The 25,588-nt window shown below is 68.7% G+C and carries 28 protein-coding genes; 15 read left to right on the top strand and 13 right to left on the bottom strand.

Annotated features, from left to right (window positions below; all coding sequences use genetic code 11):
• Window positions 1–57: 57 nt before the first annotated feature.
• Entirely contained in the window at window positions 58–414 is a 357-nt protein-coding gene (locus IPJ61_RS06995) for an RNA polymerase-binding protein RbpA (RefSeq protein WP_297104630.1), read from the top strand.
• An 18-nt stretch (window positions 415–432) separates the two neighbouring features.
• Here the strand turns inward: IPJ61_RS06995 and pgl are convergent, their stop codons facing one another.
• From pgl to zwf, 3 genes are read right to left on the bottom strand one after another with little or no spacing between them, the layout of a single operon-like run.
• Window positions 433–1,164, bottom strand: a complete 732-nt coding sequence (gene pgl, locus IPJ61_RS06990; protein WP_297104627.1) for a 6-phosphogluconolactonase — start codon at window positions 1,162–1,164, stop codon at window positions 433–435.
• Complete coding sequence (locus tag IPJ61_RS06985; protein WP_297104625.1) at window positions 1,164–2,069, bottom strand: glucose-6-phosphate dehydrogenase assembly protein OpcA; 906 nt, start codon at window positions 2,067–2,069, stop codon at window positions 1,164–1,166. Before IPJ61_RS06985 ends, pgl begins: the two co-directional genes overlap by 1 nt.
• Window positions 2,070–2,078: 9 nt before the next feature.
• Window positions 2,079–3,608: a glucose-6-phosphate dehydrogenase gene (gene zwf, locus IPJ61_RS06980; RefSeq protein WP_297104622.1), complete on the bottom strand. Its 1,530-nt coding sequence runs from the start codon at window positions 3,606–3,608 to the stop codon at window positions 2,079–2,081.
• 435 nt (window positions 3,609–4,043) lie between these two features.
• Here zwf and IPJ61_RS06975 point away from each other — a divergent pair, with 435 nt between their 5' ends.
• From IPJ61_RS06975 to IPJ61_RS06965, 3 genes are all read left to right on the top strand, one after another.
• Window positions 4,044–4,955: a heme o synthase gene (locus IPJ61_RS06975; protein WP_297104619.1), complete on the top strand. Its 912-nt coding sequence runs from the start codon at window positions 4,044–4,046 to the stop codon at window positions 4,953–4,955.
• 91 nt (window positions 4,956–5,046) lie between these two features.
• The gene (locus IPJ61_RS06970) at window positions 5,047–6,363 is read left to right on the top strand and encodes a DUF4921 family protein (RefSeq protein WP_297104614.1); all 1,317 of its coding nucleotides are present in this window, start codon (window positions 5,047–5,049) and stop codon (window positions 6,361–6,363) included.
• A gap of 23 nt (window positions 6,364–6,386) precedes the next feature.
• Window positions 6,387–7,799: an MDR family MFS transporter gene (locus tag IPJ61_RS06965; protein ID WP_297104611.1), complete on the top strand. Its 1,413-nt coding sequence runs from the start codon at window positions 6,387–6,389 to the stop codon at window positions 7,797–7,799.
• On the opposite strand, the gene IPJ61_RS06960 is transcribed toward IPJ61_RS06965, so the two are convergent.
• From IPJ61_RS06960 to IPJ61_RS06940, 5 genes are all read right to left on the bottom strand, one after another.
• Window positions 7,796–8,086, bottom strand: a complete 291-nt coding sequence (locus IPJ61_RS06960) for a hypothetical protein (protein WP_297104608.1) — start codon at window positions 8,084–8,086, stop codon at window positions 7,796–7,798. The genes IPJ61_RS06965 and IPJ61_RS06960 overlap by 4 nt on opposite strands.
• A gap of 71 nt (window positions 8,087–8,157) precedes the next feature.
• Complete coding sequence (locus tag IPJ61_RS06955) at window positions 8,158–9,333, bottom strand: TRAFAC clade GTPase domain-containing protein (protein ID WP_297104606.1); 1,176 nt, start codon at window positions 9,331–9,333, stop codon at window positions 8,158–8,160.
• Window positions 9,334–9,435: 102 nt separating this feature from the next.
• The gene (locus IPJ61_RS06950) at window positions 9,436–9,978 is read right to left on the bottom strand and encodes a GNAT family N-acetyltransferase (RefSeq protein WP_297104603.1); all 543 of its coding nucleotides are present in this window, start codon (window positions 9,976–9,978) and stop codon (window positions 9,436–9,438) included.
• The gene (locus tag IPJ61_RS06945; protein ID WP_297104600.1) at window positions 9,971–10,246 is read right to left on the bottom strand and encodes a type II toxin-antitoxin system TacA family antitoxin; all 276 of its coding nucleotides are present in this window, start codon (window positions 10,244–10,246) and stop codon (window positions 9,971–9,973) included. The genes IPJ61_RS06950 and IPJ61_RS06945 overlap by 8 nt, the downstream gene beginning before the upstream one ends.
• Before the next feature lie 58 nt (window positions 10,247–10,304).
• A complete protein-coding gene (locus tag IPJ61_RS06940) occupies window positions 10,305–10,892 on the bottom strand; it encodes a TetR/AcrR family transcriptional regulator (RefSeq protein WP_297104597.1) in 588 nt (195 codons plus the stop codon).
• 102 nt (window positions 10,893–10,994) lie between these two features.
• Between IPJ61_RS06940 and IPJ61_RS06935 the strand changes: the two genes are divergently transcribed.
• The 3 genes from IPJ61_RS06935 to IPJ61_RS06925 all read left to right on the top strand — a co-directional run bounded on the left by IPJ61_RS06935 (window position 10,995) and on the right by IPJ61_RS06925 (window position 13,632).
• Entirely contained in the window at window positions 10,995–11,804 is an 810-nt protein-coding gene (locus IPJ61_RS06935) for a sugar phosphate isomerase/epimerase family protein (RefSeq protein WP_297104594.1), read from the top strand.
• The gene (locus tag IPJ61_RS06930; RefSeq protein ID WP_297104592.1) at window positions 11,804–12,934 is read left to right on the top strand and encodes a Gfo/Idh/MocA family protein; all 1,131 of its coding nucleotides are present in this window, start codon (window positions 11,804–11,806) and stop codon (window positions 12,932–12,934) included. The genes IPJ61_RS06935 and IPJ61_RS06930 overlap by 1 nt, the downstream gene beginning before the upstream one ends.
• Before the next feature lie 233 nt (window positions 12,935–13,167).
• Window positions 13,168–13,632, top strand: a complete 465-nt coding sequence (locus IPJ61_RS06925) for an aminoacyl-tRNA deacylase (protein ID WP_297104589.1) — start codon at window positions 13,168–13,170, stop codon at window positions 13,630–13,632.
• Here the strand turns inward: IPJ61_RS06925 and IPJ61_RS06920 are convergent.
• Genes IPJ61_RS06920 through IPJ61_RS06900 form a run of 5 tightly spaced genes read right to left on the bottom strand, consistent with a single transcriptional unit; the run spans window position 13,629 to window position 18,534 of the window.
• A complete protein-coding gene (locus tag IPJ61_RS06920) occupies window positions 13,629–14,195 on the bottom strand; it encodes a DinB family protein (RefSeq protein WP_297104586.1) in 567 nt (188 codons plus the stop codon). The two genes, IPJ61_RS06925 and IPJ61_RS06920, sit on opposite strands and share 4 nt — an antisense overlap.
• A complete protein-coding gene (locus IPJ61_RS06915) occupies window positions 14,195–16,171 on the bottom strand; it encodes a M3 family metallopeptidase (RefSeq protein WP_297104583.1) in 1,977 nt (658 codons plus the stop codon). The genes IPJ61_RS06920 and IPJ61_RS06915 overlap by 1 nt, the downstream gene beginning before the upstream one ends.
• Window positions 16,122–17,090, bottom strand: a complete 969-nt coding sequence (locus tag IPJ61_RS06910) for a COX15/CtaA family protein (RefSeq protein ID WP_297104581.1) — start codon at window positions 17,088–17,090, stop codon at window positions 16,122–16,124. The genes IPJ61_RS06915 and IPJ61_RS06910 overlap by 50 nt, the downstream gene beginning before the upstream one ends.
• Window positions 17,078–17,836, bottom strand: a complete 759-nt coding sequence (locus IPJ61_RS06905; RefSeq protein ID WP_297104577.1) for an ABC transporter permease — start codon at window positions 17,834–17,836, stop codon at window positions 17,078–17,080. Before IPJ61_RS06905 ends, IPJ61_RS06910 begins: the two co-directional genes overlap by 13 nt.
• Window positions 17,833–18,534 carry an ABC transporter ATP-binding protein gene (locus tag IPJ61_RS06900; RefSeq protein ID WP_459251254.1) on the bottom strand — a complete coding sequence of 234 codons (702 nt, stop codon included), beginning with the start codon at window positions 18,532–18,534 and terminating at the stop codon, window positions 17,833–17,835. Before IPJ61_RS06900 ends, IPJ61_RS06905 begins: the two co-directional genes overlap by 4 nt.
• A 150-nt stretch (window positions 18,535–18,684) precedes the next feature.
• Here IPJ61_RS06900 and IPJ61_RS06895 point away from each other — a divergent pair, with 150 nt between their 5' ends.
• From IPJ61_RS06895 to IPJ61_RS06860, 8 genes are all read left to right on the top strand, one after another.
• Window positions 18,685–19,365, top strand: coding sequence for a helix-turn-helix transcriptional regulator (locus IPJ61_RS06895; RefSeq protein WP_297104576.1), 681 nt, complete (start codon window positions 18,685–18,687; stop codon window positions 19,363–19,365).
• A 14-nt stretch (window positions 19,366–19,379) separates the two neighbouring features.
• Entirely contained in the window at window positions 19,380–20,822 is a 1,443-nt protein-coding gene (gene sufB, locus IPJ61_RS06890; protein ID WP_297104573.1) for a Fe-S cluster assembly protein SufB, read from the top strand.
• Window positions 20,823–20,864: 42 nt separating this feature from the next.
• Entirely contained in the window at window positions 20,865–22,040 is a 1,176-nt protein-coding gene (gene sufD, locus IPJ61_RS06885) for a Fe-S cluster assembly protein SufD (protein ID WP_297104570.1), read from the top strand.
• A gap of 74 nt (window positions 22,041–22,114) precedes the next feature.
• Complete coding sequence (locus IPJ61_RS06880; protein ID WP_459251269.1) at window positions 22,115–22,396, top strand: non-heme iron oxygenase ferredoxin subunit; 282 nt, start codon at window positions 22,115–22,117, stop codon at window positions 22,394–22,396.
• A gap of 14 nt (window positions 22,397–22,410) precedes the next feature.
• Complete coding sequence (sufC, locus tag IPJ61_RS06875) at window positions 22,411–23,175, top strand: Fe-S cluster assembly ATPase SufC (RefSeq protein ID WP_297104567.1); 765 nt, start codon at window positions 22,411–22,413, stop codon at window positions 23,173–23,175.
• Window positions 23,176–23,394: 219 nt separating this feature from the next.
• Complete coding sequence (locus IPJ61_RS06870) at window positions 23,395–24,672, top strand: cysteine desulfurase (RefSeq protein WP_297104564.1); 1,278 nt, start codon at window positions 23,395–23,397, stop codon at window positions 24,670–24,672.
• 4 nt (window positions 24,673–24,676) lie between these two features.
• Window positions 24,677–25,120, top strand: coding sequence for a Fe-S cluster assembly sulfur transfer protein SufU (gene sufU / locus IPJ61_RS06865; RefSeq protein ID WP_297104560.1), 444 nt, complete (start codon window positions 24,677–24,679; stop codon window positions 25,118–25,120).
• Window positions 25,121–25,194: 74 nt separating this feature from the next.
• On the top strand, window positions 25,195–25,587 hold the full coding sequence (locus tag IPJ61_RS06860; protein WP_297104557.1) for a metal-sulfur cluster assembly factor: 393 nt from the start codon (window positions 25,195–25,197) through the stop codon (window positions 25,585–25,587).
• The last annotated feature ends 1 nt before the right edge of the window (window position 25,588 follow it).

Genomic DNA, 25,588 nt, shown 5'->3' with positions numbered 1-25,588 from the left:
TCACACGCGAGACGGACCCCCGTCTTCGCACATCAACGCTCCAAGGAGAAAAGCAAAGTGGCTGGTGGCAACGCCATTCGCGGCACCCGTGTCGGTGCCGGTCCCATGGGTGAGGCTGAGCGTGGGGACACCGCTCCGCGCTTCTACGTGTCCTACTTCTGCGCCAGCGGGCATGTGACCCGCCCGGCGTTCGCGGCGGACGCGCAGATCCCCGAGTCCTGGGACTGTCCGCGCTGTGGCCTTCCCGCCAACACCGACGCGGAGAACCCCCCGCCGCCGCCGAAGATCACTCCCTACAAGACGCACCTCGCCTACGTGAAGGAGCGTCGCACCGAGGCCGAGGCCGAGCAGATCCTCGAAGAGGCCGTCTCCGCGCTCCGCGCACGCCGCGCCTCCGGCGAGGTCATCTACTGACCCCAGGATTCCTGCGCCTCAGAGCGCGCAGATGTAGGGCTCCGGAAGTTCGCCCGCGGCCGCCTCGTCGATGAACCACAGCGTTGCCTCGTCGCCCTGCACGTGCGCGGCGGGCAGGGCGAGGTCGCCGGCGAGGGCCCGGGCCACCGCCCCTGCCTTCTCCTCCCCGTTGGCGAGGAACCACACCTGATCGGAGCGGTTCAGCGTCTGCAGCGTGAGCGAGATCCGCTCCGCTGGCTCCTTAGGGGAGTCCTCGACGCCGATGACCGCGAGGCTCGTCGCCTCGAAGCTGGGGTGGTTGGGGAAGATCGAGCCGACGTGGCCGTCGATCCCGATGCCGAGCAGCATGATGTCGAAGCGGGTGTCGCCCAGCTCCGCCTCGTACTCCGCGGCGGACTCGTGGCTGTCCTTGCGCCCGTCCTTCGCTGCCATCATGTGCGTGTGCGCCGAGTTGATCGACACCGTGCGCGCGAGGCGGCTGATGGCCTGCAGGGAGTTCCGGCCCGGGTCGGTGGCGGGCAGGAAGCGCTCGTCGCCCCACCAGAGCTGCAGCTTCGCGGGGTCGAGCCCGGAGCCCTCGGCCAGTTCGGCGAACCGCTCGTACATGGTGTTGGCCGCGTCTCCGCCCGTCAGGCACAGATGCACCATCTGCTGGGTCTGCTGGAGCTCGACGATGTGCCCCAGCAGGCGGGCGGCGACGACGTCGGCGACCTCTGCCTCGGTCGCGAGCCGCACCACGCGCGTGTACATCAGGCGACCTCGGAGTCGCGGGCCACGCGCAGCGTCGCGGCCTCGAAGATGTCGTCGGCGTCCATGCTCTGCAACTCCTCGGTCAGCAGGTCCGTCAGAGGCCTGCGGCGCAGCGCGACGGTGCGCTCCGGCTCGCCGGGAACCTGGTATACCGCCATCCCCTCGGCGATGCGACGCACGGTGATGTCGCCTCCGGTGGTGTTCAGCACCACGGAGTTGACGCCGATCATCGGCCCGTCGGTGCGCGCCACGTCAACGCCGAGGCGCTCGCTCAGCCACGCGGCGAGGAGGGTCGCCGGGGCGTTGTCCGGGGCCGATGTCACGACGGCGCCCGTCACCTCGGCCTCGGTCTGGTCGAGTGCCGCGGCGAGCAGCGCCCGCCAGCGGGTCAGCCGGGTCCAGGTGAGGTCGGTGTCGCCGTCGGCGTGGTTGTTGGCGCGGCGGACGAGAGCGGCCTGCGGGTCCGCGCAGCCGGCGGCGTCGGTGATGCGGCGGTCCGCGAGGGAGCCGATGGGGTCCGTCGCGAGGTTGTCGGGGGCCTCGTTCGGCCACCATGCGATGGTGGGGGAGTCGGGAAGGAGCAGGGGCAGGCATACGGCGTCGGCGTGGTCGCGCAGCTCGCCGGAGAGCCGTAGGACGATCATGTCGCCGGGCAGGCCCTCGCCCACCTGCACGGTGGCGTCGAGCCGGGGTTCGTCGCCGTCGACGTAGGTGATCAGGATCACGCGGGAGGGGTGAGCCGTGCCCGACGCCTTCGCCGCCTCGATGACGTCGTCGAAGTGGTCGTCGGTGGTGACGATCAGCAGGGTCAGCACCATGCCGCTGGCGCTGCCTGCCATGCGGTGAGCGTGGAGGAGGCTGGCGGCGATCTCGCGGGACGAGGTGTTGCTCAGTTCGATGATCATCGGGTCTCCTTAGGGACGGCGCCAGGCGAAGCCGTCGCGGGCCAGCATGTCGACGGCCGACTGCGGGCCCCACGTGCCCGAGCGGTACTGCTGGGGGATCTCGTCGAGCGAGGCCCAGTAGTCGAGGACGGGGTCAAGGATCTGCCAGCTGAGCTCCACCTCTTCCTGCTGCGGAAACAGCGGCGGCTCGCCGAGCAGGACGTCGAGGATGAGGCGCTCGTAGGCCTCCGGGGAGCTTTCGGTGAAGGAGCCGCCATAGCCGAAGTCCATGGAGACCTCGCGGATCTCCATCTGGGTGCCGGGGACCTTCGCGCCGAAGCGTAGGGTGACGCCCTCGTCGGGCTGGATGCGCATGACCAGCGCGTTGGTGCCGAGTTCCTCGGTGTCGGTGGCCGTGAACGGCAGGTGCGGCGCGCGCTTGAAGCTGAGCGCCACCTCCGTCACGCGTCGGGGCATGCGCTTGGCGGTGCGCAGGTAGAAGGGGACGCCAGCCCACCGGCGGTTGTCGATGTCGACGCGGATGGCGGCGTAGGTCTCCGTGGTGGAGTCGGGCGCGACGCCCTGCTCCTCGCGGTAGCCGATCACCTTCTGGCCGCCCTGCCACCCGGCGGCGTACTGGCCGCGCGCGGTGTGCAGGTCGTAGCGCTTGGGCACGTGCGCGGCGGCGAGCACCTTCTTCTTCTCGGTGCGCAGCTGGGAGGCCTCGAAGCTGGTGGGCTCCTCCATGGCGGTGAGGGCGAGGAGCTGGAGGAGGTGGTTCTGCATCACGTCGCGGGCGATGCCGATGCCGTCGAAGTAGCCGGCGCGGCTGCCGATGCCGATGTCCTCGGCCATCGTGATCTCCACGTGGCTCACGTAGTGGTTGTTCCAGATGGGCTCGAACATCTGGTTGGCGAACCGCAGCGCCAGCATGTTCTGCACCGTCTCCTTGCCCAGGTAGTGGTCGATGCGGAACACCTCCTGCGGCTGGAAGAGGGTCTCGACGACATCGTTCAGCTCCCGCGCGGAGGCGAGGTCGTGGCCGAACGGCTTCTCGATGATGACGCGGTTCCAGTCGCCGTTGCGGCGCTCGACGAGGCCGTGGCGCGACAGCTGGGTCATGACGGGCTCGAAGCTCGACGGCGGGATGGAGAGGTAGAACGCGTGGTTGCCGCCGGTGGCCCGGGCGGTGTCGAGCTCGCGGATGGTCTCGCGGAGGCGGACGAACGCGTCGTCGGAATCGAAGGTGCCGGAGACGAACCGGATGCCCTCGAGCAGCTGCTGCCACACTTCCTCGCGGAACGGCGTGCGAGCGTTCTCCTTGACGGCGTCGTGGACGACCTTCGCGAAGTCCTGGTCCGCCCAGTCGCGGCGCGCGAAGCCGACGAGCCCGAAGCCGGGTGGCAGCAGCCCCCGGTTGGCCAGGTCGTAGACCGCGGGCATGAGCTTCTTGCGGGACAGGTCGCCGGTGACGCCGAAGATGACAAGCACGCACGGCCCCGCGATGCGGGGAAGCCGGCGGTCCTGCGGGTCGCGCAACGGGTTCACGTAGTCGTTCATCAGGGGACACCCTAGCCCCACCGCTTATCAGAGGGAATGCGTGCGACCATCGTCGTGCACCCCCGGCGACCGATTGATCAGTGCCTCCCTTAGGACTCGTGTGCGGAGCGGAGGATCTGGTCGGCGAGTGTGGCCTGCTCAGGAAGAAAGGTCACCTCGACCCTCGTGCCGGCGACCATCACCCAGTCCACCGTCCATGCGCTCGATGAGGAGCGCCACCACAGCCACTCCCAGCGTGGGTGCTGTTTCCTGTTCGGTCCTTGCCAAGGTGGCTGAGAGGCCTCCCTCACGGCATACACGCGCGAGACCGACGAATCGTGCGGAGTGGCCTTCCGGCGGCCCTCCGTGCCGAAGAATGGGCGCGCCTTCGCGCGAGTGGCGTCGGGGCTTCTGGCCGGTAGACTGCCGAGAGGTCTACATACTGGAGTCGCAGTCGTGAGTGTTGCAGCGTCGTCGCGGGCGCCGTTCGGCGATGTCGTGAAGGCATACGTGGCACTCACGAAGCCCCGCATCATCGAACTGCTCCTGATCACCACCGTTCCCGCGATGTTCCTGGCCGCGGGCGGGTTCCCGCCGTGGCAGCTGGTCGTCTGGACGATGCTGGGCGGGCTGTTCGCCGCGGCGTCGGCCAACACCTTCAACTGCGTGATCGACGCCGACATCGACGAGGTCATGCGGCGGACGCGCCGTCGGCCCGTGCCGCGGCACCAGGTGTCGGCCCGCAACGCGACGATCTTCGGGGTCGTGCTCGGCATCCTCGCCACGCTGGTGCTCGGGTTCGGCGCCAACTGGTTGTCGTCGTTCCTCGCGCTGGCCGCCAACGCCTTCTACGTCTTCGTCTACACCATGTGGCTGAAGCGCCGAACGTGGCAGAACATCGTCTGGGGCGGCATCGCGGGCTGCTTCCCGCCGCTGATCGGCTGGACCGCGGTGACCGGGTCCGTCGCGTGGCCGCCGCTGATCCTGTTCGGCATCGTGTTCCTCTGGACGCCGCCGCACACCTGGGCCCTCGCGTTCCGCTACCGCGACGACTACGCCGCCGCTGGCGTCCCGATGCTGCCCGTCGTCAAGCCGGCCCCTTACGTGGCCGCCCAGATCTTCTGGTACTCGCTGGCCACCGTCGCCGTGTCGCTGCTGCTGTGGCCCGCAACGCCAACCGGATGGCTGTACCCCGCGGCAGCGGCCGCCTTCGGCGCCGTGCTGCTCTGGGAGGCCGCGCAGCTCTGGCGCCGCGCCCGCGCCGGCCTCGAGGTCGCGCAACTGAAGGCTATGCGCCTGTTCCACTGGTCGAACACCTACTTGGCGCTGATCTTCCTTGCCGTCGCGTTGGACCCGCTCCTGACGTAAAAGTGCGGCCAGATGAGGATTCGGGCCCCAGCCGCCCCGAATCTCTATCTGGCTGCACTTTTCCGGCGCTCGTCCGGCCTATCGTGGGTGAGTGGCTACCGAAGGCGAGTACCTGACCGAACTGCGCGACGGCACGATCAAGCAGGTTAACCCGTTCACGGGCACCGAGGTGTGGACCGTGCCAGGGCGGGGGAATCGCCCGCTATCGGCCCCCGCCGCGAACCCGAGGCCGCTGGAGCCCGGGCAGGAGCGCCGGGCGTGCGCGTTCTGCCAGGACCGCTACCTTGAGACGCCGCCGGAGAAGTCCCGCGTCATCCGCGACGGCGACGGCTTCCGGACCCACCACGGCACCACCGTGGAGGAGCTGTTCGAGACCGTCGCCGAGTTCCGCCGCGTGCCCAACCTGTTCGAGATCCTGAGCTACGAGTACTGGCACCTCAACTACGGCTACGAGCTGCCCGACTGGATCCGCGACCGCAGAGACGCCTACTTCGCCTCGCCCGACGGCCGCACGCACGTGCTGAGTGTCATGGCGGCGAAGCTGCGCGCGTCGGGCCACAGCCCCGACGTCATCAGCGCGTTGGGCGAACAAGAGATGCTGCGCCGGGCCTCCGCGTTCTTCGGCGGCTGCCACGACGTCGTGATCGCCCGCAGGCACTTCGTCGACGGCGCGGCCGACGACTCTGCGCTCGCGTCGTCGGGCACCCTCACGCCGGACGAGCACGGCGCGTTCCTTGTCTACACCGTCGAGGCCGCCCAGCGGATGCTGACCTTCAACCGCTACGCCCGCTATGTCACGGTGTTCCAGAACTGGCTGAAGCCTGCCGGGGCGTCGTTCGACCACCTGCACAAGCAGCTCGTGGCCATCGACGAGCACGGCAACCAGCAGGCGTCGACCTTGCGCCGGCTCGCGGCCAACCCCAACGTGTTCAACGACGCCGCCGTCGGCTACGCGGTGCGGCGGGGTCTTGTCATCGCGGAGAACGACCACGCCGTCGCGTTCGCAGGGTTCGGGCACCGCTACCCGACGATCGAGGTGTTCTCGAAGGCTGAGGCGAGCTTCCCCTGGGAGCAGGCGGCCGACGAGGTACGCGGCATGTCGGACCTGCTGCACGCCATGCACGCCGCGACGGGGCCGGACGTCCCCTGCAACGAGGAGTGGCACTACCGGCCGGTCGACACGCCGCTGGCGATGCCGTGGCGGATCATGCTCAAGTGGCGGATCTCGACGCTCGCCGGGTTCGAGGGCGCGACGAAGATTTACCTGAACACCATCGCGCCGGGTACTCTTCGTGACCGCGTCGTCGCCCGGCTGCGCGAGCTGCGACACCTCGGGGTCCTCGCCCCCGGGCTGGCGATCGCGGAAGAGGCGACCACCGCGCCGAACCCGCTCCGTTATCGACGGTAGCGGTCGACTCCGAGAGGGATTCCATGACACGAGACCAGCGATCCTCTGTCATCCCGATCCTTCTGGTCGCGGCCTTCGTCGTCATCCTCAACGAGACGACGATGAACGTCGCCCTGAGCTCGATCATGACCGACCTGGGGGTCGACGAGCGCACCGCGCAGTGGTTGACGACGGCGTTCATGCTGACCATGGCCGTCGTCATCCCCATCACGGGGTGGCTGCTCGACCGGCTTCCGACACGCCGCGTCTTCCAGCTTGCGATGGTCTCGTTCAGCCTCGGCACGCTGATCTGCATGGTCGCGCCCAGCTTCGCGTTCCTGCTCGCCGGCCGCGTCGTGCAGGCCTCGGGCACCGCCGTCATGATGCCGCTGTTGATGACCACCGTCATGCAGTTGGTGCCGCCGAACGGGCGCGGGAAGGTGATGGGCAACATCTCGATGGTGATCTCGATGGCGCCCGCCGTCGGCCCGACGTTGTCCGGCATCATCTTGCAGCTCGGCTCGTGGCGGCTGATCTTCGGCACCGTCTTGCCCATCGCGCTGGCCATGCTGATCCTCGGGAGCCGCAAGCTGGGCGACGTCGGCGAGCGCAAGCCGACCCCGCTCGACGCGATCTCCATCCCACTCAGCGTCGTCGCGTTCGGGCCGCTTGTCTATGGCCTCAGTCTCGTCGGCGCGGAGCATGTCGAGTTCTGGGTGCCGATGCTGTCGATCGGGATCGGCGTCGGGGGTCTCGTCGCGTTCGTCGCGCGGCAGCTCGTGCTGCAGGGCAGGGGAGAGGCCTTCCTGGATCTCCGGACCTTCACGCACGGCGCCTTCACCGTCGCGCTGACGATGATGGCGATCGCCATGATGGCCATGTTCGGCACGATCATCATGCTGCCGCTCCTGCTGCAGCGCGCGTACGGCATGGAGCCGCTGCAGGTCGGCCTGATGATGCTGCCCGGCGGCCTTGCCATGGGCCTGCTCGGCCCCGTCGTCGGTCGCCTCTTCGACCGGGTCGGCCCGCGCCCCCTCGTGCTGCCCGCCGGCGCCGTCGTCCTCGGGGTCTTCCTGTTCTTCTCCACGCTGAGCCTCGGCACCCCGTGGTGGGCGATCATGATCGCCCACATCGCGATGAGCGTCGGCTTCGCGTCGATCTTCACGCCGCTGTTCACGATCTCCCTCGGCGCTCTTCCGAAGAACCTGTACTCGCACGGCTCCGCGGTGATCGGTGCGGTACAGCAGGTCGCGGGCGCCGCCGGAACCGCGCTGTTCGTCACGGTGTTCGCGATGCAGACGGCCGCCGCGGCCCCGACGGCGCCCTCGGAGGCCGCCGCGATGCTCGCGGGGGCGCACTGGGCCTTCCTCGGCGCGGGCGCGATCTGGACGGGCGCCGCGATCTGTGGCTTCTTCCTCCGCAAGCCCGACGACGCCGTCGCCGGCCCCGCGCACTAATCGTCGAACGCCGCCCGGATCTCCGCGTGGGTAGGCGGACGTTGGCTCAACCACAGCGAGGCATATGCGTCGGCTACGAGCGGCCAGATCCTCTGCGTTCCGTCCTCGAGAGTACCGATGTTCGCCGCCGACGCCCCCCAGACGACGAAGTCGTGCTGGATGATGCGTCCGGCGGAGTCCTGGCGGCCCAACGGATCGAGGATCCGCAAAGCAAGGTGATTACCTGTGCGTCGATAGAAAGTTGCCTCGTTCTCCGCTCCTGCGAAGGCGCGTTCGTAGATGGCCAAGGGGTCGCCAAGGCCCCCGTCGAGTAGGAAACGAAAGCCCCATTTGTGCCCGCAAGTTGCCCAGACGGTGCCTACCACTGGCACTTGCTCAGCAGCCCCTCGTCGACGCCCCGGTCAAGGTCCAGCCGGAACTCTGTAAGCATCGCCGTGGCGTAGTCCCGATTCTCCAGTGCCTGAGAATGTGTCTCCCGCAGCTTGGCGGCGCTGAACTGAGCAGCCTCAGCTAGAGCGGGTACAGCCACTGGTCCGAGGATCTTGCCGACCTTGGGTACCTTCCCGAGGAGCTTGCCCACGACGCCGGCGCCTGCGCCTGCGAGCACCACAGCCAGAGTGTCCGCGTTGTCCACCAACTTGCCCAGTACCTTGAGTGGGACGTCGAGCTTGTCGAACCATTGGCCAAGTCGCTCCAAAGGAAGGAGAGAAGCTACGGGAAGGATGAGGTCGAGTCCGCGACGGGTCGTCACGTCGATCTTCCCTGGCTCGAACTTCGCAGACGACAGCACCAAGAAGTCCTCGCCGAGGGACAGCGCCTCGGGAACCTGAACAAACTCCTTCAGTGTGTCGCTCAGCGCCGCTACCTCATCTGCGGCTTTGTGGATGATGAGGCTCTGGAACTCGTGGACGTCGAGGTCTGGGAGTAAGTCGGCCTTGGAGAGGGCCAAGACCCAGATGCGCGGGAACTCCTCCAGCGGCTGGCCGTCAGGGAGGATGTCATCCTGCAACGCCTGGAGTCCTGCGCCAAGGCCCCGCAGCAGCGACTTAAGGTACTTCTCCTCTTCGCCTGCGTAGTCCAGGAGCTTCTGGCCGTCGACGAGGATGAGGGCAACATCTGACTTGAGCAGTGTGGTGAACGTCTCGATGCGCCGCCGGGCCTCCTCGTGACTGCTCGGATCCTCTGTGAACCACTCTCCCGGATAGTCGTGCCAGATGAAACGCAGGGCGCTGAAAGGTGTCCTCTTCGCAGCCTCGGCGTTGTTGTCCTTTTTCGGTTTGATGGTGAATGAGTAGGAGGTGGAAGCGAAACGTGTCTTCGGGGGAGCTTGGGCATCCTTGCGCATCTTCAGATAGTTCTGAAGGAGCCGGGTTCCTTGGCCGACGTCATCGGCAACCACCTTGTAGAGGCTATCGCCGCGGAATGCCGGCTCCTGTGTCGCCCCGTAGAGGGACGAGAGGAGAACGGTTTTTCCGCTTCCTGGCTCGCCGAACACCGCGATGTTCTGTTCCTTGATCTTGCTCTTCTGCGCCATGTCGGTCGCGCCCTTCCCGCTGAAACCGTTACGGCTCTCGATGATAGGGCCCGGCCGCAGACGGCATCGGTCCTATTGGACAACTGGTCCGAATCGGCTGGATCACTGCCCGTGCGTCGCGTGCCCTCCGCATTGGTCCCGCGCGGACTCCAGCGAGGCCTCAATGTCCGCGATCTTCTGCACGAGCAGCAAGCTGTCAGGGATGCGGCGGAAGCCCAACGCCTCGTAGAAGCGCGCAACGGGCTCCGAAAGCGCGTCCACGACCACGAGCCGGGCCGCAACCGTCCGAGTCGCCGCGACGACGCGTTCGAGGGCGTCCGCTACGAGGACAGCGCCCAGTCCGCGCCCTCGAAGCTCTCGGGAGAGCGCCAAGCGGGCGAGCAGGACGGCCGGAACCTCCGCGGGGCCGCCTCTGCCGATCTTGGAGGGGATGTCGCCGCGGGCCACCTTGTGCGCCGCCAACGCGTAGTACCCGACGACGCGATCGTCAGCATCGACCCACACCCAGGTTCGGGCGGTGCCCCGCTTCGTCGCGACCCCCGCCTGCTCCTTGAGCCAGCGGTCCAGGGACTCCTCACCGCAGCTGAACTCCGCGACGGCATGCCTGCCAGGGTCGAAGCGATGGGAGCGGAGCCGCTCAGTCACGGACGACGGTCTCGCTCAGGCGGGCCGCGGCCGCCGCCAATGCGGGGTTGCGGACGGGTGGCTCGTCGAAGGCCTCGATCAGGTCGTCGAAGAACTCGGGCGGGACGACGGTGACGGCCTCGTGCTCGCGCAGGATCTTCTCGGCGCGCTCCTCGGCCGCGGTGCGCGCGAAAGCGGTCACGGGTTCGCCTGCGAGCTGCGCAGCCCTGACGATGAGCGCCCTATCCTGCGGTGTGACCCGGAACTCCAGTCGTGCGGTTGCCGTCATCTGCCGCTCCTCTCTCGTACGGACAAATGTACGTGCGCGGTGCCGTTCGGGCAAGGGTTCACGCAGAGAGGAGTCTGATCAGCGCCTCCAGGTGGGTGGTCATGTCGATGTCCGGGTCGAGGAGCCACTGGATCTGCAGGCCGTCCATCGTGGCGACGATGAGCGTCGCCACCTGCTCGGCGGGGAGGTCTGCGCGCGCCGTGCCCGCCTGCTGGGCGGCCTCGACTTGGCGGACGAAGCCAGCCCGGGTGCGGGCGTAGCGGGCGACGAAGTAGTCCCGACGGCTCGTGGGCTCCGGATCGGCGGCGGCGAGCGCGGACATCACCGCGAAAAGCGCGATCAGGCCCGGCACGGTCGCGTTGTGGGCGACCAGCTTCGTGGAGCCCGCGAAGCCCGGTTCGACCGGGAACGAGCGGTGGTTGACGGCGTCGCGGTGCTCCACGATGGCCAGAAGGAGCGCGTCGCGCGACCCGAAGTGGTGCAGGAGCCCGGCCTTCGAGCGGCCGACCTCGTCGGCGATCAGCTGGAGCGTCGCCGCATCGAGCCCGTGGGCGGCGACGAGGCCGAGGGCGGCGTCGAGCACGTCCAGCCGGAACTGCTCCGTCTTGGCGTAGGGGCCCCGTTTGCCCTCGGTCGAACTCGTCATGGACTAACCCTACCCTCGGTCGGGTTTTCTGGGTATGATCTCTGTCAACCTCGACCGTTGGTCGGAGTTCATCGGATCCGCTCGTCTCACTGGAGAGAACCCATGACATCCGCAGCCCTGTCCCTTCAGCTCTACACCGTCCGCGACGCGCTCGCCGCCGACCAGGACGGAACCCTCGCCCGCCTCGCCGAGCTCGGCTTCGTCGACGTCGAGGCCTTCGGGTTCGTCGGCCGCGCCGCCGAGCTCCGTGCGTCTCTCGACGCCGTCGGCCTCCGCTCGCCGAGCGCCCACGCCTCGTTCCTGTCCGACCAGCTGGAGCCCGGCGCCGCGAAGATCGAGCTGCCGCCGATCGAGCACGTCCTCGACGAGGCGGCCACGCTCGGCGTCGAGATACTGATCGACCCCTTCGTCGCCGGCCCCTTCTGGACGCAGACCGACGACATCGCCCGCACCGCGGAGCGCCTCAACGGCTACGTCGACCTCGCCGCTGAGCGCGGCATCCGCCTGGGCTACCACAACCACTCGCACGAGTTCCATCACAGCTTCGACGGCGTCTCCGGCCTGGAGGCCTTCGTGGCGCTGCTCGACCCGCGCGTCGTGCTCGAGATCGACGTGTTCTGGGCGGCGATCGGGCGCCACGACCCCGTCGCGCTGCTGGAACGGCTCGGCGACCGGGTCCGGCTGCTGCACGCGAAGGACGGCGTCATCGGCGCCGACCCGCACCTCCCCGGCGCCGAGGGCGTCGTGCTCGACCAGCGCCCGGCGGGCGCGGGTGACCTCGACATGGCCGCGATCCTCGCCGCCGCGCCGCAGACCGAGTACGCCGTCGTCGAGTTCGACTATTACGACGGCGACCTCTTCCGCGCCGTCGCCGACAGCGCGGCCGCCCTGCGCGCGCTGGGCGTGCGCTGATGAGCGGGCCGCTGGGCGTCGGCTTCATCGGCGCCGGAATGATCTCCGACACGTACCTGGCCAACCTGACGTCGTTCCCGGACATCAACGTCGTGGCGGTGGGCGACCTCAACGAGGCCCGCGCCGTGAGCCAGGCCGCGAAGCACGGCATCGACGTCGCGGGATCGCCCGAGGACGTCCTCGCGCACCCCGATGTCGAGCTCGTGGTGAACCTGACGGTCCCCGCTGCGCACTATGAGGTGAGCCGCGCCGCAATCGCGGCTGGCAAGCACGTCTGGAGCGAGAAGCCCATTGGCGTCGATCTCGTCGAGGCGCGTGCGCTCCTCGATGCGGCCGTCGCGGCGGGCGTCCGATTCGGAGTCGCGCCGGACACGGTGCTCGGCCCTGGCTTGCAGACGGCGCGGCGGGCGATCGCGCGCGGCGACATCGGGGTGCCGCTGGCCGCGCAGACGTCGATGGCCTACATCGGCCCTGACACCTTCCACCCGGACCCGGAGTTCCTGTTCGCCAGAGGAGCCGGTCCTCTGATCGACATGGGACCGTACTACGTGACGGCGCTGGTCAACATGCTTGGGCCGGTGGCGCGGGTCGCCGCCGTCGGTGGGAAGGGCCGCGACCGCCGCACGATCCTGGTGGGCAAGCGCGCGGGCTTCGAGTTCCCCGTCGAGGTGCCGACGATGGTCAACGCCATTTACCAGTTCGAGCAGGGCGTGACGGGGCAGAGCATCTTCAGCTTCGACTCGCACCTCACCCGCACAGGCGTCGTCGAGATCTCCGGCACGGAGGGCACGCTCTCCATCCCGGACCCCAACACCTTCGGCGGTGAGGTCCGCCTCACGCGCGCGCCGGTCGACTCCGGGGAGCCCCTCGACGTCTCGCCGCAGAAGTGGGAGACGCTGGCCCCGGTCGGCGTCGAGGCGGGCCGCGGCCTCGGCGTCCTCGACATGGCGCGGGCGATCCGCGACGACGTGCCGCACATCGCGACCGGCGAGCTGGCCTACCACGTCCTTGAGGTGCTGACCAGCTTGGAGGCCTCGGTCGCCGGCGCCTCGTTCCTGGACATCGCCAGCACCGTCGGCGACATCCCGCTGGTCCCCGAGGACCGGGACCCCTTCGCCCGGACCCTCTGACGGAGTCGGGGCGTCAAGAGGTCGCGCGGCAGGTGGCGCCGCGCGACCTCCAGCGCGGCTGCAAACGTCGGTTTCCGCGGCCTTCGGCATGGCTGCGGTTAGTCGGGGGTCCCGAACGCGCACCACTTGGTCATTTCAGAGTTCCCAGCCTCATGTCTATGGATCTAGCAGTACCTGGACTATGGATCCAGCGGCACGCAGGAAAATGGGCGGCGCGTCGATAGGCTCGGTGCATGAGCGGGGAGACGCGGGCGTTGGCGGCGCTGGATGAGCTGGGTGTCGCGTACCAGGTGACAAGGCACGGGCCGGTGCGGTCGCTCGAAGAGGCCGCGGCGGCGCGGGGGATCGAGCCGCGGGACCTGGTCAAGACCATCGTCGTGCGCCGCGGCGACGACGACTACGTGTTCGTGCTCGTCCCGGGCGATCGTGAATTCTCCTGGCCGAAGCTGCGGGCGTTGCTGGGCGTGAGTCGGCTGTCCATGCCCGACGCCGCGACGGCGAAGGCCGTGACCGGCTACGAGCGCGGGACCATCACCCCGTTCGGCGCGACGACTGCGTGGCCGGTGATCGCCGATACCGCGATGCTCGGCCGGACCATCTCCATGGGCGGCGGAGCGCACGGCGTGGGTGTCACCGTCGCGGCCGACGACGTGGTCGCGGCCCTCGGCGCAACGGTCGCGGACGTGTCGGGAGACTAACTCCCGTCGGCGAGGGCCCGGAGACGAGCGACGTGGGCGGGCCAGCCGTCCTCCGGCTCCCACAGGTTGTCGCCCGCAGCGCGCATGCCCGCGACGCCGTCGATGCCCTCGCGAACGATGTCGGCCTGACCCGCGTGACGGGCGACCTCGGCCAGGACGTGGGGGAGGAGCACCGCCAACGTGGTCGCCCCGCGCTCGCCCCACCAGGGCACGGTGGCCGGCGTATCGAGCGGCAGCCGCGCGACGGTGGCCCCGACCACGTCAGCGACGGCGCGATACCGCGCCACGGCCTCGGTGAGCGACTCGTCAGCGGTGAGGTAGAGGTCACCGTTCGGATCCGCGTCGAAATCGATCTTCGGCAGCTCGAGCGGCGACGGCTGGCCGAGACACTCGACCAGATAGCCGTGCTCGATCATCGCGCAGTGCTTGAGCAGCCCGGCCAGGTTCGTCCCGGTCACCGTGCGCGGCGACCGCGCGTCCCGCTCGCTCACCCCCTCGACCTTGCCGATCAGCGCGCTCCGCACACTCGCCAGATAGGAGACGAGTGAGTCCTTGATGTCCATCAGAGGCTCAGGCCGAGGCGGTCCAGCAGCGGCTGGAGCTGCGGGTCGCGGCCGCGGAAGCGGCGGTAGGTCTCCATCGGGTCGACGGAGCCGCCGGGGGCGAGCAGCGTGCGACGGAAGTGCTCGCCGGCGTCGCGGACGGAGCCGTCCTGCTCCTCGAACCAGGCGACGGCGTCGGCATCCATCACTTTCGCCCAGGCGTAGCCGTAGTAGCTCGACGCGTAGCCGCCGCCCCAGATGTGCGCAAAGTACTGCGACCGGTAGCGCGGCGGGACCAACGGCTCGACCAAGCCGAAGCGCTCCAGCGCGGCACGCTCGAACGCCTCGACGTCGTCCGGAGATGCGGGCAGCTCGTCCAGCGGCGTGGTGTGCCAGACGAGGTCGAGCAGCGACGAGATCTCCGTCTCCGCCGTCGCGTACCCCTGGCCGAACTTGCTCGCCGCAACCAATCGCTCGACCCACTCCGCGGGCAGCACCCGGCCGGGCGTCCAGGCCCAGTGCTCGTTGACCTGGCTGGGGAACTCGACGAAGTCGCGGGGCGTGTTCGCGCCGGAGCGCGACGCATAGCGGCTGTCCGCGAGCAGGCCGTGCAGCGCGTGGCCGAACTCGTGGAACATGGTGATGACCTCGTCCCAGGTGATCGCCGTTGTCGTGGGCGAGTAGTTGCAGTTGTTCGTGACGACGGGGAGGGCGCCGTCGCGCGTCGATTGGTCGACGAGGTTGCTCATCCAGGCGCCGCCCTGCTTCGTCGGGCGTGCCCAGAAATCCATCACGAACAGCCCGACGACCCCGCCGTCGGCGTCGTGCACCTCGTAGCTCTGTGTGTCCGGCGCGTGGCCGACGAGATCCTCGCGGAGGTGGAAAGTCAGGCCGTACAGTTCCTCGGCCGCCGCGTAGACGGAAGCCAGCACGCGGTCGACCTGCAACCACTCGGCAAGGTCCGACTCGTCGAACGCGAAGCGCTCCCGGCGCACGATCGACTCGACGAACGCCCAGTCGGCGGCAGTGAACTCCGCCCCCGGGTTCAGCTCGGCGTACCGCGCGCTCAGCTCCGCGGCCTCCTCGCGGGCCTTCGCCAGCGCAGCCTGCGCCAACGGGACCAGCATCTCGAAGATGGAGTCGGTGGTCTTGGCGCAGCCCGCCTCGGCGACGATCTCCGCATGGTTCGCGTAGCCCAGCAGGGCGGCGCGCTCGGCGCGAGCCCGGGCCGCCTCGACCAGCGTGGCGCGGGTGTCGAAGTCGCCGGCCAGTGCCCGTTTCGTCGACGCCTCGAGCAGCCGACGGCGCACACCCGCGTCGGTGAGCTTCGCCGCGAGCGGCTGCTGCGTCGTGTTGAGCAGCTCGATCCGGTACCCGTCGTCGGACTTCAGCGCATCGCGCTCCGCGTCCGACAGCCCGCCCAGGTCGGCTTCCTCGACGTCGATACCCCCGGCGTTGCGGGCCTCGCGGTTCAGGCGCTCGAAGAGGCTCGAGAGTTCGGCGAGGCGACGGTTGAGCTCCCGCAGGCGCGCCTGGTCTGCGTCGTCGAGGGCTACGCCCGCGCGGCGGAACGCGCGCAACGTCTCGTCCAGCGCGTAGGCGTCCTGCTCATCCAACGCGACGTCGCCGGCGTCGGCGCGGCGGCGCAGCTCCTCGAAGCGGGCGAAGAGGCCCTTGTCGAGGTAGATCGCGTCGGAGTGCTCGGCGAGCCGCGGCGCCATCTCCTCCTCGATCGCGTCGATCTCGGCTGTCGCATCCGAGGCCTGCACGGCCCAGAACGCGTTCATCGCGCGGAGAAGGTCCGCCCCTGCGTCCTCGAACGCCCCGAGGACCGACTCCACGGTCGCGGCTGCGGCGTCCTCCCGGAGCGCGGCCAGGAGTTGGAGCTCGGTGGCCATGCCGTCCTCGAGCGCGGCGCGGTAGTCCGCGGGCGTCGCTGCCGCGAAGTCAGGCAGCTGAAAGGGCAGGTGCTTCGTCAGTACCGGGTTGTTCGACATGGGTCCTCCTCGTCGTGGTGACCAGCAGCCACGCGGCCGCGGCGGTCACAAGGGTCAACCCAACCATATGGAGCCACACGATGCCCGCAGGGACGCCGAGGAAGTACTGGAGATAGCCGATCGCGCCCTGGAGAAGGACGGTGAGCAGCAACAGTCGGGCGGCCCGGGCCACCCGCGGGGCGCCGATGCGGTGGAAGAGCCAGACGCACGCGACGGTGAGGGCCGTCACCAGCCAGGCCGACAACGAGTGCATCCGCGCCACCACCTCGATCTCAAGGCCGGTGCGCACGGCTCGCGCGTCGCCGGCATGGGGACCGGAGCCGGTGACGACGGTGCCCACCCAGATCGACAGCATCGTGGCGGCGAACGTGGCGATGACCAGCCAGCGCGCCCCGGGCGCGACGGCGACGACGGGGGCGCGGTAGCCCACTCGCAGTGCCCACACGCAGATGACGATCAGGGCAACGGAAAGCAGGAGGTGCAGTGCGACGACGTAGGGGTTGAGGTCTGACCAGACGGTGAACCCGCCGATCACGCCCTGGAACGGGATGCCGAGGCCAACCCCCAGCGTGATCCACCACAGTTTCGCGCCGCGCCCCCGGTTGCTCCAGGCCGCGAAAAACGCGCCGAGCGCGGCCGCGATGAGCACGAAGGTGAGGGTGCGGTTGCCGAACTCGATGATGCCGTGGATGCCCGCCTCGCCGTGCGGGACATAGCTCGTCTCGCTGCATTTGGGCCACGTGTCACAGCCGAGGCCCGACGCGGTGAGCCGCACGACGGCACCCGTCACGACGATGCCCATGTTGCAGATCAGCGAGGCCCACAGCCAGGTTCGGAGCGCGCGCTCGCCGGCGACGAGCCTGCGCAGGGGAGCGAGCAGCCTCCCCAGGGAGCTGACCAGCCTTGTCAGGAGGTCCATGTGAACACCTTCCACGCGAGGGCGAGCAGGGCCGCGCACCACAGCGCGGCGACGAGGAGGGGCCACAGCAGCGCGTCGCCGACGGAGGCCGCGCGCAGGGCCTCGCCCAGCGCGCCTGTCGGCAGCACCTGGACGATCCGCGCGACCCCGTCCGGGAGGCGGCTCGTGGGAAGCAGGATCCCGAGCGGCATCCCCACCAGGTAGAGCAGGTTCGCGACGGCGAGGGTCGCCTCAGGGCGCAGGGAGCCGGAGATCGCAAGACCAAGGCCCGCGAACGCGCCCATGCAGAGCAGTGCCGTCGGGACGGCGACCGCGAAGGAGGCGACGGTGAACGAGGGATGCCATCCGAGCGCAAGAGCGGCCAGCCCCAGCAGGACGACCTGGCCGACGGTGATCATCGCAATGGCCAGCGCCTTGCCCGCGAGGATCCCGGGCCGGCCGAGCGGCGTCGCCGCCAGGCGCTCGAGCACGTTGTAGCGCCGCTCGAAGCCCGTAGCGATGGCCAAGGTCGTCAGGCACGAACTCCACATGACGAGGGCGAGCACCGAGGGCGCCGTCGTCGGCAGCCCGAGTCCCAGGCGATCGCCGAGGAACGCCCCGCCCAGCAGGACGGCCAGCGGGATCACGATCGCGAGAATGGCCTGCTCCCCGTTGCGGAGGATCAGGCCGGCCTCGGTGCGCGCGTGCGCCCACACCCGAGCAGGGGCGGGGGCCGCGGCAGGGCGGGGCGAGAAGTCGAGTGTCACGGGCGGTCTCCGGTGGTGTGGCGGAGGTAGGCGTCCTCGAGAGAGCCGTCGCTCGCCAGCTCGCCGACGGTTCCGGTGGCCGTGACCCGCCCGGCGTCGATGATGTGTACGTGATCGGCGAGTTCGGCGGCCTCCGCCATATCGTGGGTGGTCAGCAGGACGGCGGCGCCGGCGTCGCGGACGGCCCGCACCACATCCCAGGTCCGACGGCGTGCGCGCGGGTCGAGGCCGGCGGTGGGCTCGTCGAGGAAGAGGAGGTCGGGCCTTCCGACGAGCGCCCCGGCCAGGTTGACGGCCTGTTGTTGTCCTCCAGAGAGGCGACGGTAAGGGGTGCGGGCGAACGCGTCGATCCCGAGCAGCGCCATGAGGGCGCCCACCGGCTGCGGGGCGGCGTACAACCGGGAGAGGTAGCGCAGCAACTCTCCGGCCTTGATGCCGGCCCACGCACCGGTCGCCTGGGGCATCAGGCCGATCCTCGCCAGCACCGCGGGCGAACCCGGGAGCTCGCCGAACAAGGTGAGGGTGCCGGCAGAGGGGGTAGCGAGCCCGGTGCAGCAGCGGATGAAGGTGGTCTTGCCTGCACCGTTGGGGCCAAGTAACGCTGTCACGCGGCCGGTCTCGGCGGTCAACGAGAGCCCGTCGAGGGCCGTAACAGGGCCGAAGCTGAGCCGCAGGTCGCGGGCGTCGATCGCAGACACCCGGCCAGCCTAACGGCTCCGCGGACCCTCATCTCACGCGGGGCTTGGACTTAGGGCGGCCTTCCTTGAAATGGGGAGCACAATTAGAAAGACTGGCCTGACATTATTGGGCGCTTCTTACTGGCGTCGAGCGTGAGCGAGGAGTTGTGTATGACAGCCACGACTGACATCGAGCACGAGGTGCCGACCCGCCAGCGCGTCGTTCAGCTGATCCTCGGTGACGGCCCGCAGACCGCCAAGCAACTCGCCGACAAGCTCGACCTGACGCCGGCCGCCGTCCGCAGGCACCTGACGGTGTTGCTGGACGAGGGCGTGCTCGACTCGCGCGCCGAGCGCGTCTACGGCGCCCGCGGCCGCGGCCGGCCCTCGAAGGTCTTCGTCCTGACGGACGTCGGCCGCGCCGAGTTCCGGCAGGCCTACGACGACCTTGCCATCGCCGCGCTCCGCAGGCTCACGGCCGTCGCTGGCCCGAACGCGGTCCGTGAGCTCTCCCGCGAGCGCCTGGACGAGGTCGAGCGCCGGTTCCGCGAGTACCGCGAGGAGAACCCGGACGGCCGCGCCATCGAGGCGCTCGTCGAGGCCCTCGCCGTCGACGGTTACGCGCCGTCGGTGCGCCCGGTCCACTCCGGCGACCAGCTTCTACAGCACCACTGCCCGGTCGCGCATGTCGCCGCCGAGTTCCCGGTGCTCTGCGAGATTGAGACTCAACTCTTCGCGAGCTTGCTTGGCACCCACGTCCAGCGGCTCGCGACCATCGCCCACGGCGACGGTGTGTGCACGACGCACATCCCTAAGCCCCTGCCTACGCCGAATATTCCGAAGAGAAAGTAACGGGGAAGAAGATAATGACCCAGACTGCACCGCAGGCACCCGGATTGGGAGCCACGCAGGACGAGCATATTGAGGCGCTCTCCAGCTACCAGTGGGGCTGGCACGACGCCGATGTGGCGGGTGCCGCCGCGAAGCGCGGCCTGAACGAGGCCGTCGTCACCAATATCTCGGATATGAAGAGCGAGCCCGCGTGGATGCGCGAGCTGCGCCTGAAGGCCCTGCGTCTGTTCGACAAGAAGCCCATGCCCAGATGGGGCGCCGATCTCAGTGACATCGACTTCGACAACATCAAGTACTTCGTGCGCTCCACCGAGAAGCAGGCCCAGACCTGGGAGGACCTCCCGGAGGACATCAAGAACACCTACGATCGCCTCGGCATCCCGGAGGCAGAGAAGGCCCGTCTCGTCGCCGGCGTCGCCGCGCAGTACGAGTCCGAGGTCGTCTACCACAAGATCAACGAGGAGCTCGAGCGCCAGGGCGTCATCTTCCTCGACACCGACACGGCGCTCAAGGAGCACCCGGAGATCTTCAAGGAGCACTTCGGCACCGTCATCCCGGTCGGCGACAACAAGTTCGCGTCGCTGAACACGGCCGTGTGGTCCGGCGGCTCGTTCATCTACGTCCCCAAGGGCGTGCACGTCACCATCCCGCTGCAGGCCTACTTCCGCATCAACACGGAGAACATGGGCCAGTTCGAGCGCACGCTGATCATCGTCGATGAGGGCGCCTACGTGCACTACGTCGAGGGCTGCACCGCGCCGATCTACAAGTCGGACTCGCTGCACTCCGCCGTCGTCGAGATCATCGTCAAGAAGGGCGCCCGCTGCCGCTACACGACCATCCAGAACTGGTCGAACAACGTCTACAACCTCGTCACCAAGCGCGCCGTCTGCGAGGAGGGCGCGACGATGGAGTGGATCGACGGCAACATCGGCTCCAAGGTCACCATGAAGTACCCGGCCGTCTACCTGATGGGCGAGCACGCGCGCGGCGAGACGCTCTCGATCGCGTTCGCGGGCGAGGGACAGCACCAGGACACCGGCTCCAAGATGGTCCACTGCGCGCCCAACACGTCCAGCTCGATCATCTCGAAGTCCGTCGCCCGCTCCGGCGGCCGCGCGTCCTACCGCGGCCTCGTCCAGGTCGAGCCCGGCGCGACGCACTCGGCGTCGTCGGTGAAGTGCGACGCCCTACTCGTCGACAACGTGTCGCGCTCCGACACCTACCCCTATGTCGACGTCCGTGAGGAGGACGTGTCGATGGCCCACGAGGCGACCGTCTCGAAGGTCTCCGACGACCAGCTCTTCTACCTGATGTCCCGCGGCATGGAGGAGGACGAGGCGATGGCGATGATCGTGCGCGGCTTCGTCGAGCCCATCGCGCGCGAGCTGCCGATGGAGTATGCCCTCGAGCTGAACCGCCTGATCGAGCTGCAGATGGAAGGCGCGGTCGGCTGACGCCACCCGCCCGGTCCCTTCGATTTCCTGAAAGAGTTTTCATTGTCTACCGCAACCGTGCCCAACGTCGCCGGCGCCATCGAGACCATCGAGTCCCACCTGCACCCGGAGCCAAGCTACGACTTGGCGAAGCATCCCAAGCCCACCGGCCGTGAGGAGATCTGGCGGTTCACGCCGCTCAAGGCCTTCAAGAACCTGCTGGTCGAAGGCGAGCCGCTCCCCGGTCTCGACTGGGCCGGCGAGATCCCCGACGGCGTCGAGATGACCATGATCTCGCCTACGGAGGCCCGACTGCTCGCCATCGAGCCGCCGGTCGACCGTGTGGCGGCGATCGCCGCGCAGCGCACCGGCCAGGCCGCCTACCTCAAGGTGCCGGCCGAGGCCGAGATCGGCGAGGCGATCGTCTTCACTGCGACCGGCAACGGTGGCCAGGCCGCCGAGACGTTCGTGGCCGACTTCGGCCGCCACAGCCGCGCCACCGTTGTGCTGCAGTTCCAAGGCAATGCCGAGTACGCCGCCAAGTACGACTTCCGCGTCGCCGACGGCGCCGAGATCAACCTCGTCTATGTCAACGACTGGGACGGGGCGGCCGTCCACGGCGCGCAGGTCTCGCTCGAGATCGGCCGCGACGCCAAGGTCCGCACCGTCCACGCCTCGCTGGGCGGCAAGGCCGTCCGCATCGCGGAGCGCGCCAAGTACACCGGCCCCGGCGGCGAGCTCGAGCAGTTCGGCTTGTACTTCGTCGACGGCGGCCACCACGTGCAGCACCGTCTGTTCGTCGACCACAATGCCCCGCACACCAAGAGCAACGTGGACTACCGCGGCGCGCTGCAGGGCAAGGGCGCGCACTCCGTGTGGATCGGTGACGTGCTCATCCGCCATGTCGCCCTCGGCATCGAGACCTACGAGTCGAACAAGAACCTCCTCCTTTCCGAGGGCTGCCAGGCCGACTCGGTGCCCAACCTCGAGATCGAGACCGGCGACATCGCCGGCGCCGGGCACGCCTCCAGCACGGGCCGCTTCGACGACAACCAGCTCTTCTACCTGATGAGCCGCGGCATCGAGGAGCGGGAGGCGCGCCGCCTCATCGTGCACGGCTTCTTCAACGACATCATCCGCCGCATCGGCGTCGATGAGATCGAGCAGAAGCTCATGGCTCACGTCGAGCGCGAGCTGGAGCTGGTGCACGGATCCACCCTGACGGCGGTCGAGGCGTGACCTTCGTCACCGTCGCCACCATCGACGAGCTGAACGACGACGTCCCTCTCGCCTGCGATGTGCCCCCCACGGGCATGGGCAGGGAGGATGACGACGAGCTCGTGGTGGCCCTCGTCCGGCACAAGGGCGAACTGTTCGCCATCGAGGACGAGTGCAGTCACGCGAAGGTCCCGCTCAGCGAGGGCGACGTCGTTGACTGCACCATCGAGTGCTACCTGCACGGGTCGACCTTCGACCTCCGCACCGGGCGGGCGATGAACCTGCCCGCCACCCAGCCTGTGCGCGTTTTTCCCGTCCGCATCGACGGCGACGACGTCCAGGTCGACCCAGACAACCCGCTTCCCACCGACTTCTAGGAGTAACCCCAGTCATGTCCACGCTCGTCATCTCCGACCTGCACGTCGATGTCCTCACCGAGGAGGGCCCCAAGCCCATCCTCAAGGGCGTCAACCTCACCGTGAAGCCCGGTGAGATCCACGCCATCATGGGCCCCAACGGCTCCGGCAAGTCCACCCTGGCCTACGCCATCGCCGGCCACCCCAAGTACGAGATCACCAGCGGATCCGTCACCCTCGACGGCGTTGAGCTCACCGAGCTCTCCGTCGATGAGCGCGCCCGCGTCGGCCTTTTCCTCGCCATGCAGTATCCCGTCGAGGTCCCCGGCGTCTCCGTCGCCAACTTCCTCCGCACCGCAAAGACCGCGCTCGACGGCGTCGCACCCAAGGTCCGCACCTGGGTCAAGGACGTCGAGAAGGCGCTCGGCGACATGCACCTCGACAAGTCCTTCGCGGCCCGCTCCGTGAACGAAGGCTTCTCCGGTGGTGAGAAGAAGCGCCACGAGATCGCGCAGCTCGAGCTGCTGAACCCCAAGGCCGCGATCCTCGACGAGACCGACTCCGGCCTCGACATCGACGCCCTCCGCGTCGTTTCCGAGGGCGTCAACCGCTACGCCGCCCAGGGCGACCGCGCCGTCGTGCTGATTACGCACTACACCCGCATCCTGCGCTACATCGAGCCCACCTTCGTGCACGTGTTCGTCGACGGCCGCATCGTCGACGAGGGAGGCAAGGAACTCGCGGAGAAGCTCGAGGCCGAGGGTTACGTCTCGTACGTTCAGGCCGCTGCGAACGCCTGATGCCGAAGTGGGGGCTGTGGTTCCCGTCTTGCGTGACGGTCGATGGGCCCGCTCCCGCCCACGTGTCGGTGACCTTCGTCCCGGCTTTGCGCTGGTGCAGGGGTCACCGACACGACGCCCACCCACCTGCTCGCGGGCCCATCGACCGTCTGAGGGGTATCCGCGGCCAGGCTCTCGGCACAGGGATGGCATGCGGCCTGGAAGGTGACGATCGTCTTGATGGCCTCGAGTTCTCAGGAGAGAAGAGGAGACAACGTGTACGACGTTGAACTGATCCGGGAGGACTTCCCGATCCTGCAGCGCAGGGTGGGGGGGCGCCCGCTCGTGTACCTCGACTCTGCCAACACGTCGCAGAAGCCGCGTCAGGTCGTCGACGCGATCGCCGCGCAATACCTGACGCACAACGCGAATGTCGCGCGAGCCATGCACCTGCTGGGTGCGGAGGCGACCGAGGCGTTCGAGGGCGGCCGAGCGAAGGTGGCGGGTTTCGTCGGCGCGGCGACGTCCGAGGAGATCGTTTTCACGAAGAACGCGTCCGAGGCGCTGAACCTCGCCGCTTCGTCGTTGGGGGCGTCGCTGAGGCCGGGCGACGAGGTGGTCATCTCCGTGATGGAGCACCACTCGAACATCGTCCCGTGGCAGCTCGCCTGCCAGCGTTCGGGGGCCACCCTGCGTTGGTTCGACACCACCGACGACGGCCGCCTCGACCTCGAGAAGGCCGAGCGCGACCGCCTCATCAACGAGCGTACGAAGGTCGTCTCGCTGACCTGGGTCAGCAACGTGCTCGGCACCCGTAACCCCGTCGCGCAGATCGCCGCGCAGGCTCACGCCGTCGGTGCGGTGATGGTCGTCGACGCGTCACAGGCCGTTCCGCACCAGGCCACCGATGTGTCGGCGTTGGGCGCGGACCTCGTCGCGTTCACCGGGCACAAGATGGTCGGGCCCACCGGCATCGGAGTCCTCTGGGGGCGCTACGACCTGTTGGCGGAGCTGCCGCCGTACCAGGGCGGCGGCGAGATGATCGAGATCGTCGAGATGGAGCGCTCGACCTACGCGGCGCCCCCGCACCGGTTCGAGGCGGGCACTCCGCCGATCGCCCAGGCCGTCGGCCTCGGCGCCGCCGTCGACTACCTCACGGACCTGGGGATGGACGCCATCGCCCAGCATGAGCATGAGTTGACCGCCTACGCGCTGGACAAGCTGACCAGCATCGACGGCGTGGTCATCCTCGGCCCGACGGAGGCGGTCGAGCGCGGCAGCGCCATCTCGTTCAACATCGCCGGCGTGCACCCGCACGACGTGATGCAGGTCCTCGACTCCCGCGGCGTCGCCATCCGCGGCGGTCACCACTGCGCGCGGCCGCTGCACAAGCGCCTGGGTCACCAGAGCTCGACCCGCGCGTCGTCCTACCTCTACACCACGCAGGGGGAGATCGACGCGCTCGCCGACGCCTTGGTCTTCACCCGCGACTACTTCGCACCCAGGTTCGGAGGCTAGCCACGTGAACATCGACGAGCTGTACCAGACGATCATCCTCGACCACTACCGCGAGAAGCACCACAGCGGGCTGCGCGACGGCTACGACGCCGAGGTACACCACGTGAACCCGTCCTGCGGCGACGAGCTCACGCTCCGCGTCCACCTCGACGGCGACACCATCGCCGACATCTCCTACGCGGGAGAGGGCTGCTCGATCTCGCAGGCCTCGACGTCGGTGATGACCGATCTCCTGATCGGCGGATCCACCGCTCACGCCCTGGAGTTGCATGACCAGTTCCTCGAGATGATGCAGTCCCAGGGCCGGATCGAACCCGACGAGGATGTGTTCGAGGACGCCATCGCCTTCGCCGGCGTCTCCAAGTTCCCCGCCCGTGTCAAGTGCGCCCTCCTTGCCTGGTCAGCCGTCCGCGACGCGACGCTCCGCGCGACCTCTTCCGCTGGTTGAGCGGGGCTAACGAGGCGCTAGCCGAGTGCCCGCGTCGAAACCAATAGACTGAACCAACAAGCCAAGGAGAAGCGATGTACAACCCTGAACAGCGACCCAGTGACCTGGTCAAGGATCAGCTGCCCGATGTCGACCTGAGCGATCCTGCGCCGTCGGCCGCGCCCACGGAGGACGAGGTCCTCGAGGCGATGAAGGACGTCGTCGATCCCGAGTTGATGGTCAACGTCGTCGATCTCGGCCTCGTCTACGGCGTGCAGCTCGACGATCAGGCCAACGCCACGATCGACATGACGCTGACGTCGCCTACCTGCCCGCTCACCGACAAGATCGAGTACGACACCAAGTATGTCCTCGACGGCCTGGTGAACTCCGTGACCATCAACTGGGTCTGGCTCCCGCCGTGGACGCTGGAGATGATCAGCGAGGACGGCCGCGAGCAGCTGCGCGCCATCGGCTACAACCTCTGAT

The organism is Tessaracoccus sp. (genome assembly GCF_016714275.1).
GTDB lineage: Bacteria > Actinomycetota > Actinomycetes > Propionibacteriales > Propionibacteriaceae > Arachnia.
Note: the sequence above shows the minus strand (reverse complement) of the source record. Positions and strands in the feature narration are given on the sequence as shown.

Excerpts from the sequence above, each read along its gene's own strand:
- pgl (WP_297104627.1), bottom strand. The coding sequence starts at position 1,164 with ATGTACACGCGCGTGGTGCGGCTCGCGACCGAGGCAGAGGTCGCCGAC.
- IPJ61_RS06985 (WP_297104625.1), bottom strand. The coding sequence starts at position 2,069 with ATGATCATCGAACTGAGCAACACCTCGTCCCGCGAGATCGCCGCCAGC.
- zwf (WP_297104622.1), bottom strand. The coding sequence starts at position 3,608 with ATGAACGACTACGTGAACCCGTTGCGCGACCCGCAGGACCGCCGGCTT.
- IPJ61_RS06965 (WP_297104611.1), top strand. The coding sequence starts at position 6,387 with ATGACACGAGACCAGCGATCCTCTGTCATCCCGATCCTTCTGGTCGCG.
- IPJ61_RS06955 (WP_297104606.1), bottom strand. The coding sequence starts at position 9,333 with ATGGCGCAGAAGAGCAAGATCAAGGAACAGAACATCGCGGTGTTCGGC.
- IPJ61_RS06945 (WP_297104600.1), bottom strand. The coding sequence starts at position 10,246 with ATGACGGCAACCGCACGACTGGAGTTCCGGGTCACACCGCAGGATAGG.
- IPJ61_RS06940 (WP_297104597.1), bottom strand. The coding sequence starts at position 10,892 with ATGACGAGTTCGACCGAGGGCAAACGGGGCCCCTACGCCAAGACGGAG.
- IPJ61_RS06935 (WP_297104594.1), top strand. The coding sequence starts at position 10,995 with ATGACATCCGCAGCCCTGTCCCTTCAGCTCTACACCGTCCGCGACGCG.
- IPJ61_RS06930 (WP_297104592.1), top strand. The coding sequence starts at position 11,804 with ATGAGCGGGCCGCTGGGCGTCGGCTTCATCGGCGCCGGAATGATCTCC.
- IPJ61_RS06925 (WP_297104589.1), top strand. The coding sequence starts at position 13,168 with ATGAGCGGGGAGACGCGGGCGTTGGCGGCGCTGGATGAGCTGGGTGTC.
- IPJ61_RS06920 (WP_297104586.1), bottom strand. The coding sequence starts at position 14,195 with ATGGACATCAAGGACTCACTCGTCTCCTATCTGGCGAGTGTGCGGAGC.
- IPJ61_RS06915 (WP_297104583.1), bottom strand. The coding sequence starts at position 16,171 with ATGTCGAACAACCCGGTACTGACGAAGCACCTGCCCTTTCAGCTGCCT.
- IPJ61_RS06910 (WP_297104581.1), bottom strand. The coding sequence starts at position 17,090 with ATGGACCTCCTGACAAGGCTGGTCAGCTCCCTGGGGAGGCTGCTCGCT.
- IPJ61_RS06895 (WP_297104576.1), top strand. The coding sequence starts at position 18,685 with ATGACAGCCACGACTGACATCGAGCACGAGGTGCCGACCCGCCAGCGC.
- sufB (WP_297104573.1), top strand. The coding sequence starts at position 19,380 with ATGACCCAGACTGCACCGCAGGCACCCGGATTGGGAGCCACGCAGGAC.
- IPJ61_RS06880 (WP_459251269.1), top strand. The coding sequence starts at position 22,115 with ATGGGCAGGGAGGATGACGACGAGCTCGTGGTGGCCCTCGTCCGGCAC.
- sufC (WP_297104567.1), top strand. The coding sequence starts at position 22,411 with ATGTCCACGCTCGTCATCTCCGACCTGCACGTCGATGTCCTCACCGAG.
- IPJ61_RS06870 (WP_297104564.1), top strand. The coding sequence starts at position 23,395 with ATGGCCTCGAGTTCTCAGGAGAGAAGAGGAGACAACGTGTACGACGTT.
- IPJ61_RS06860 (WP_297104557.1), top strand. The coding sequence starts at position 25,195 with ATGTACAACCCTGAACAGCGACCCAGTGACCTGGTCAAGGATCAGCTG.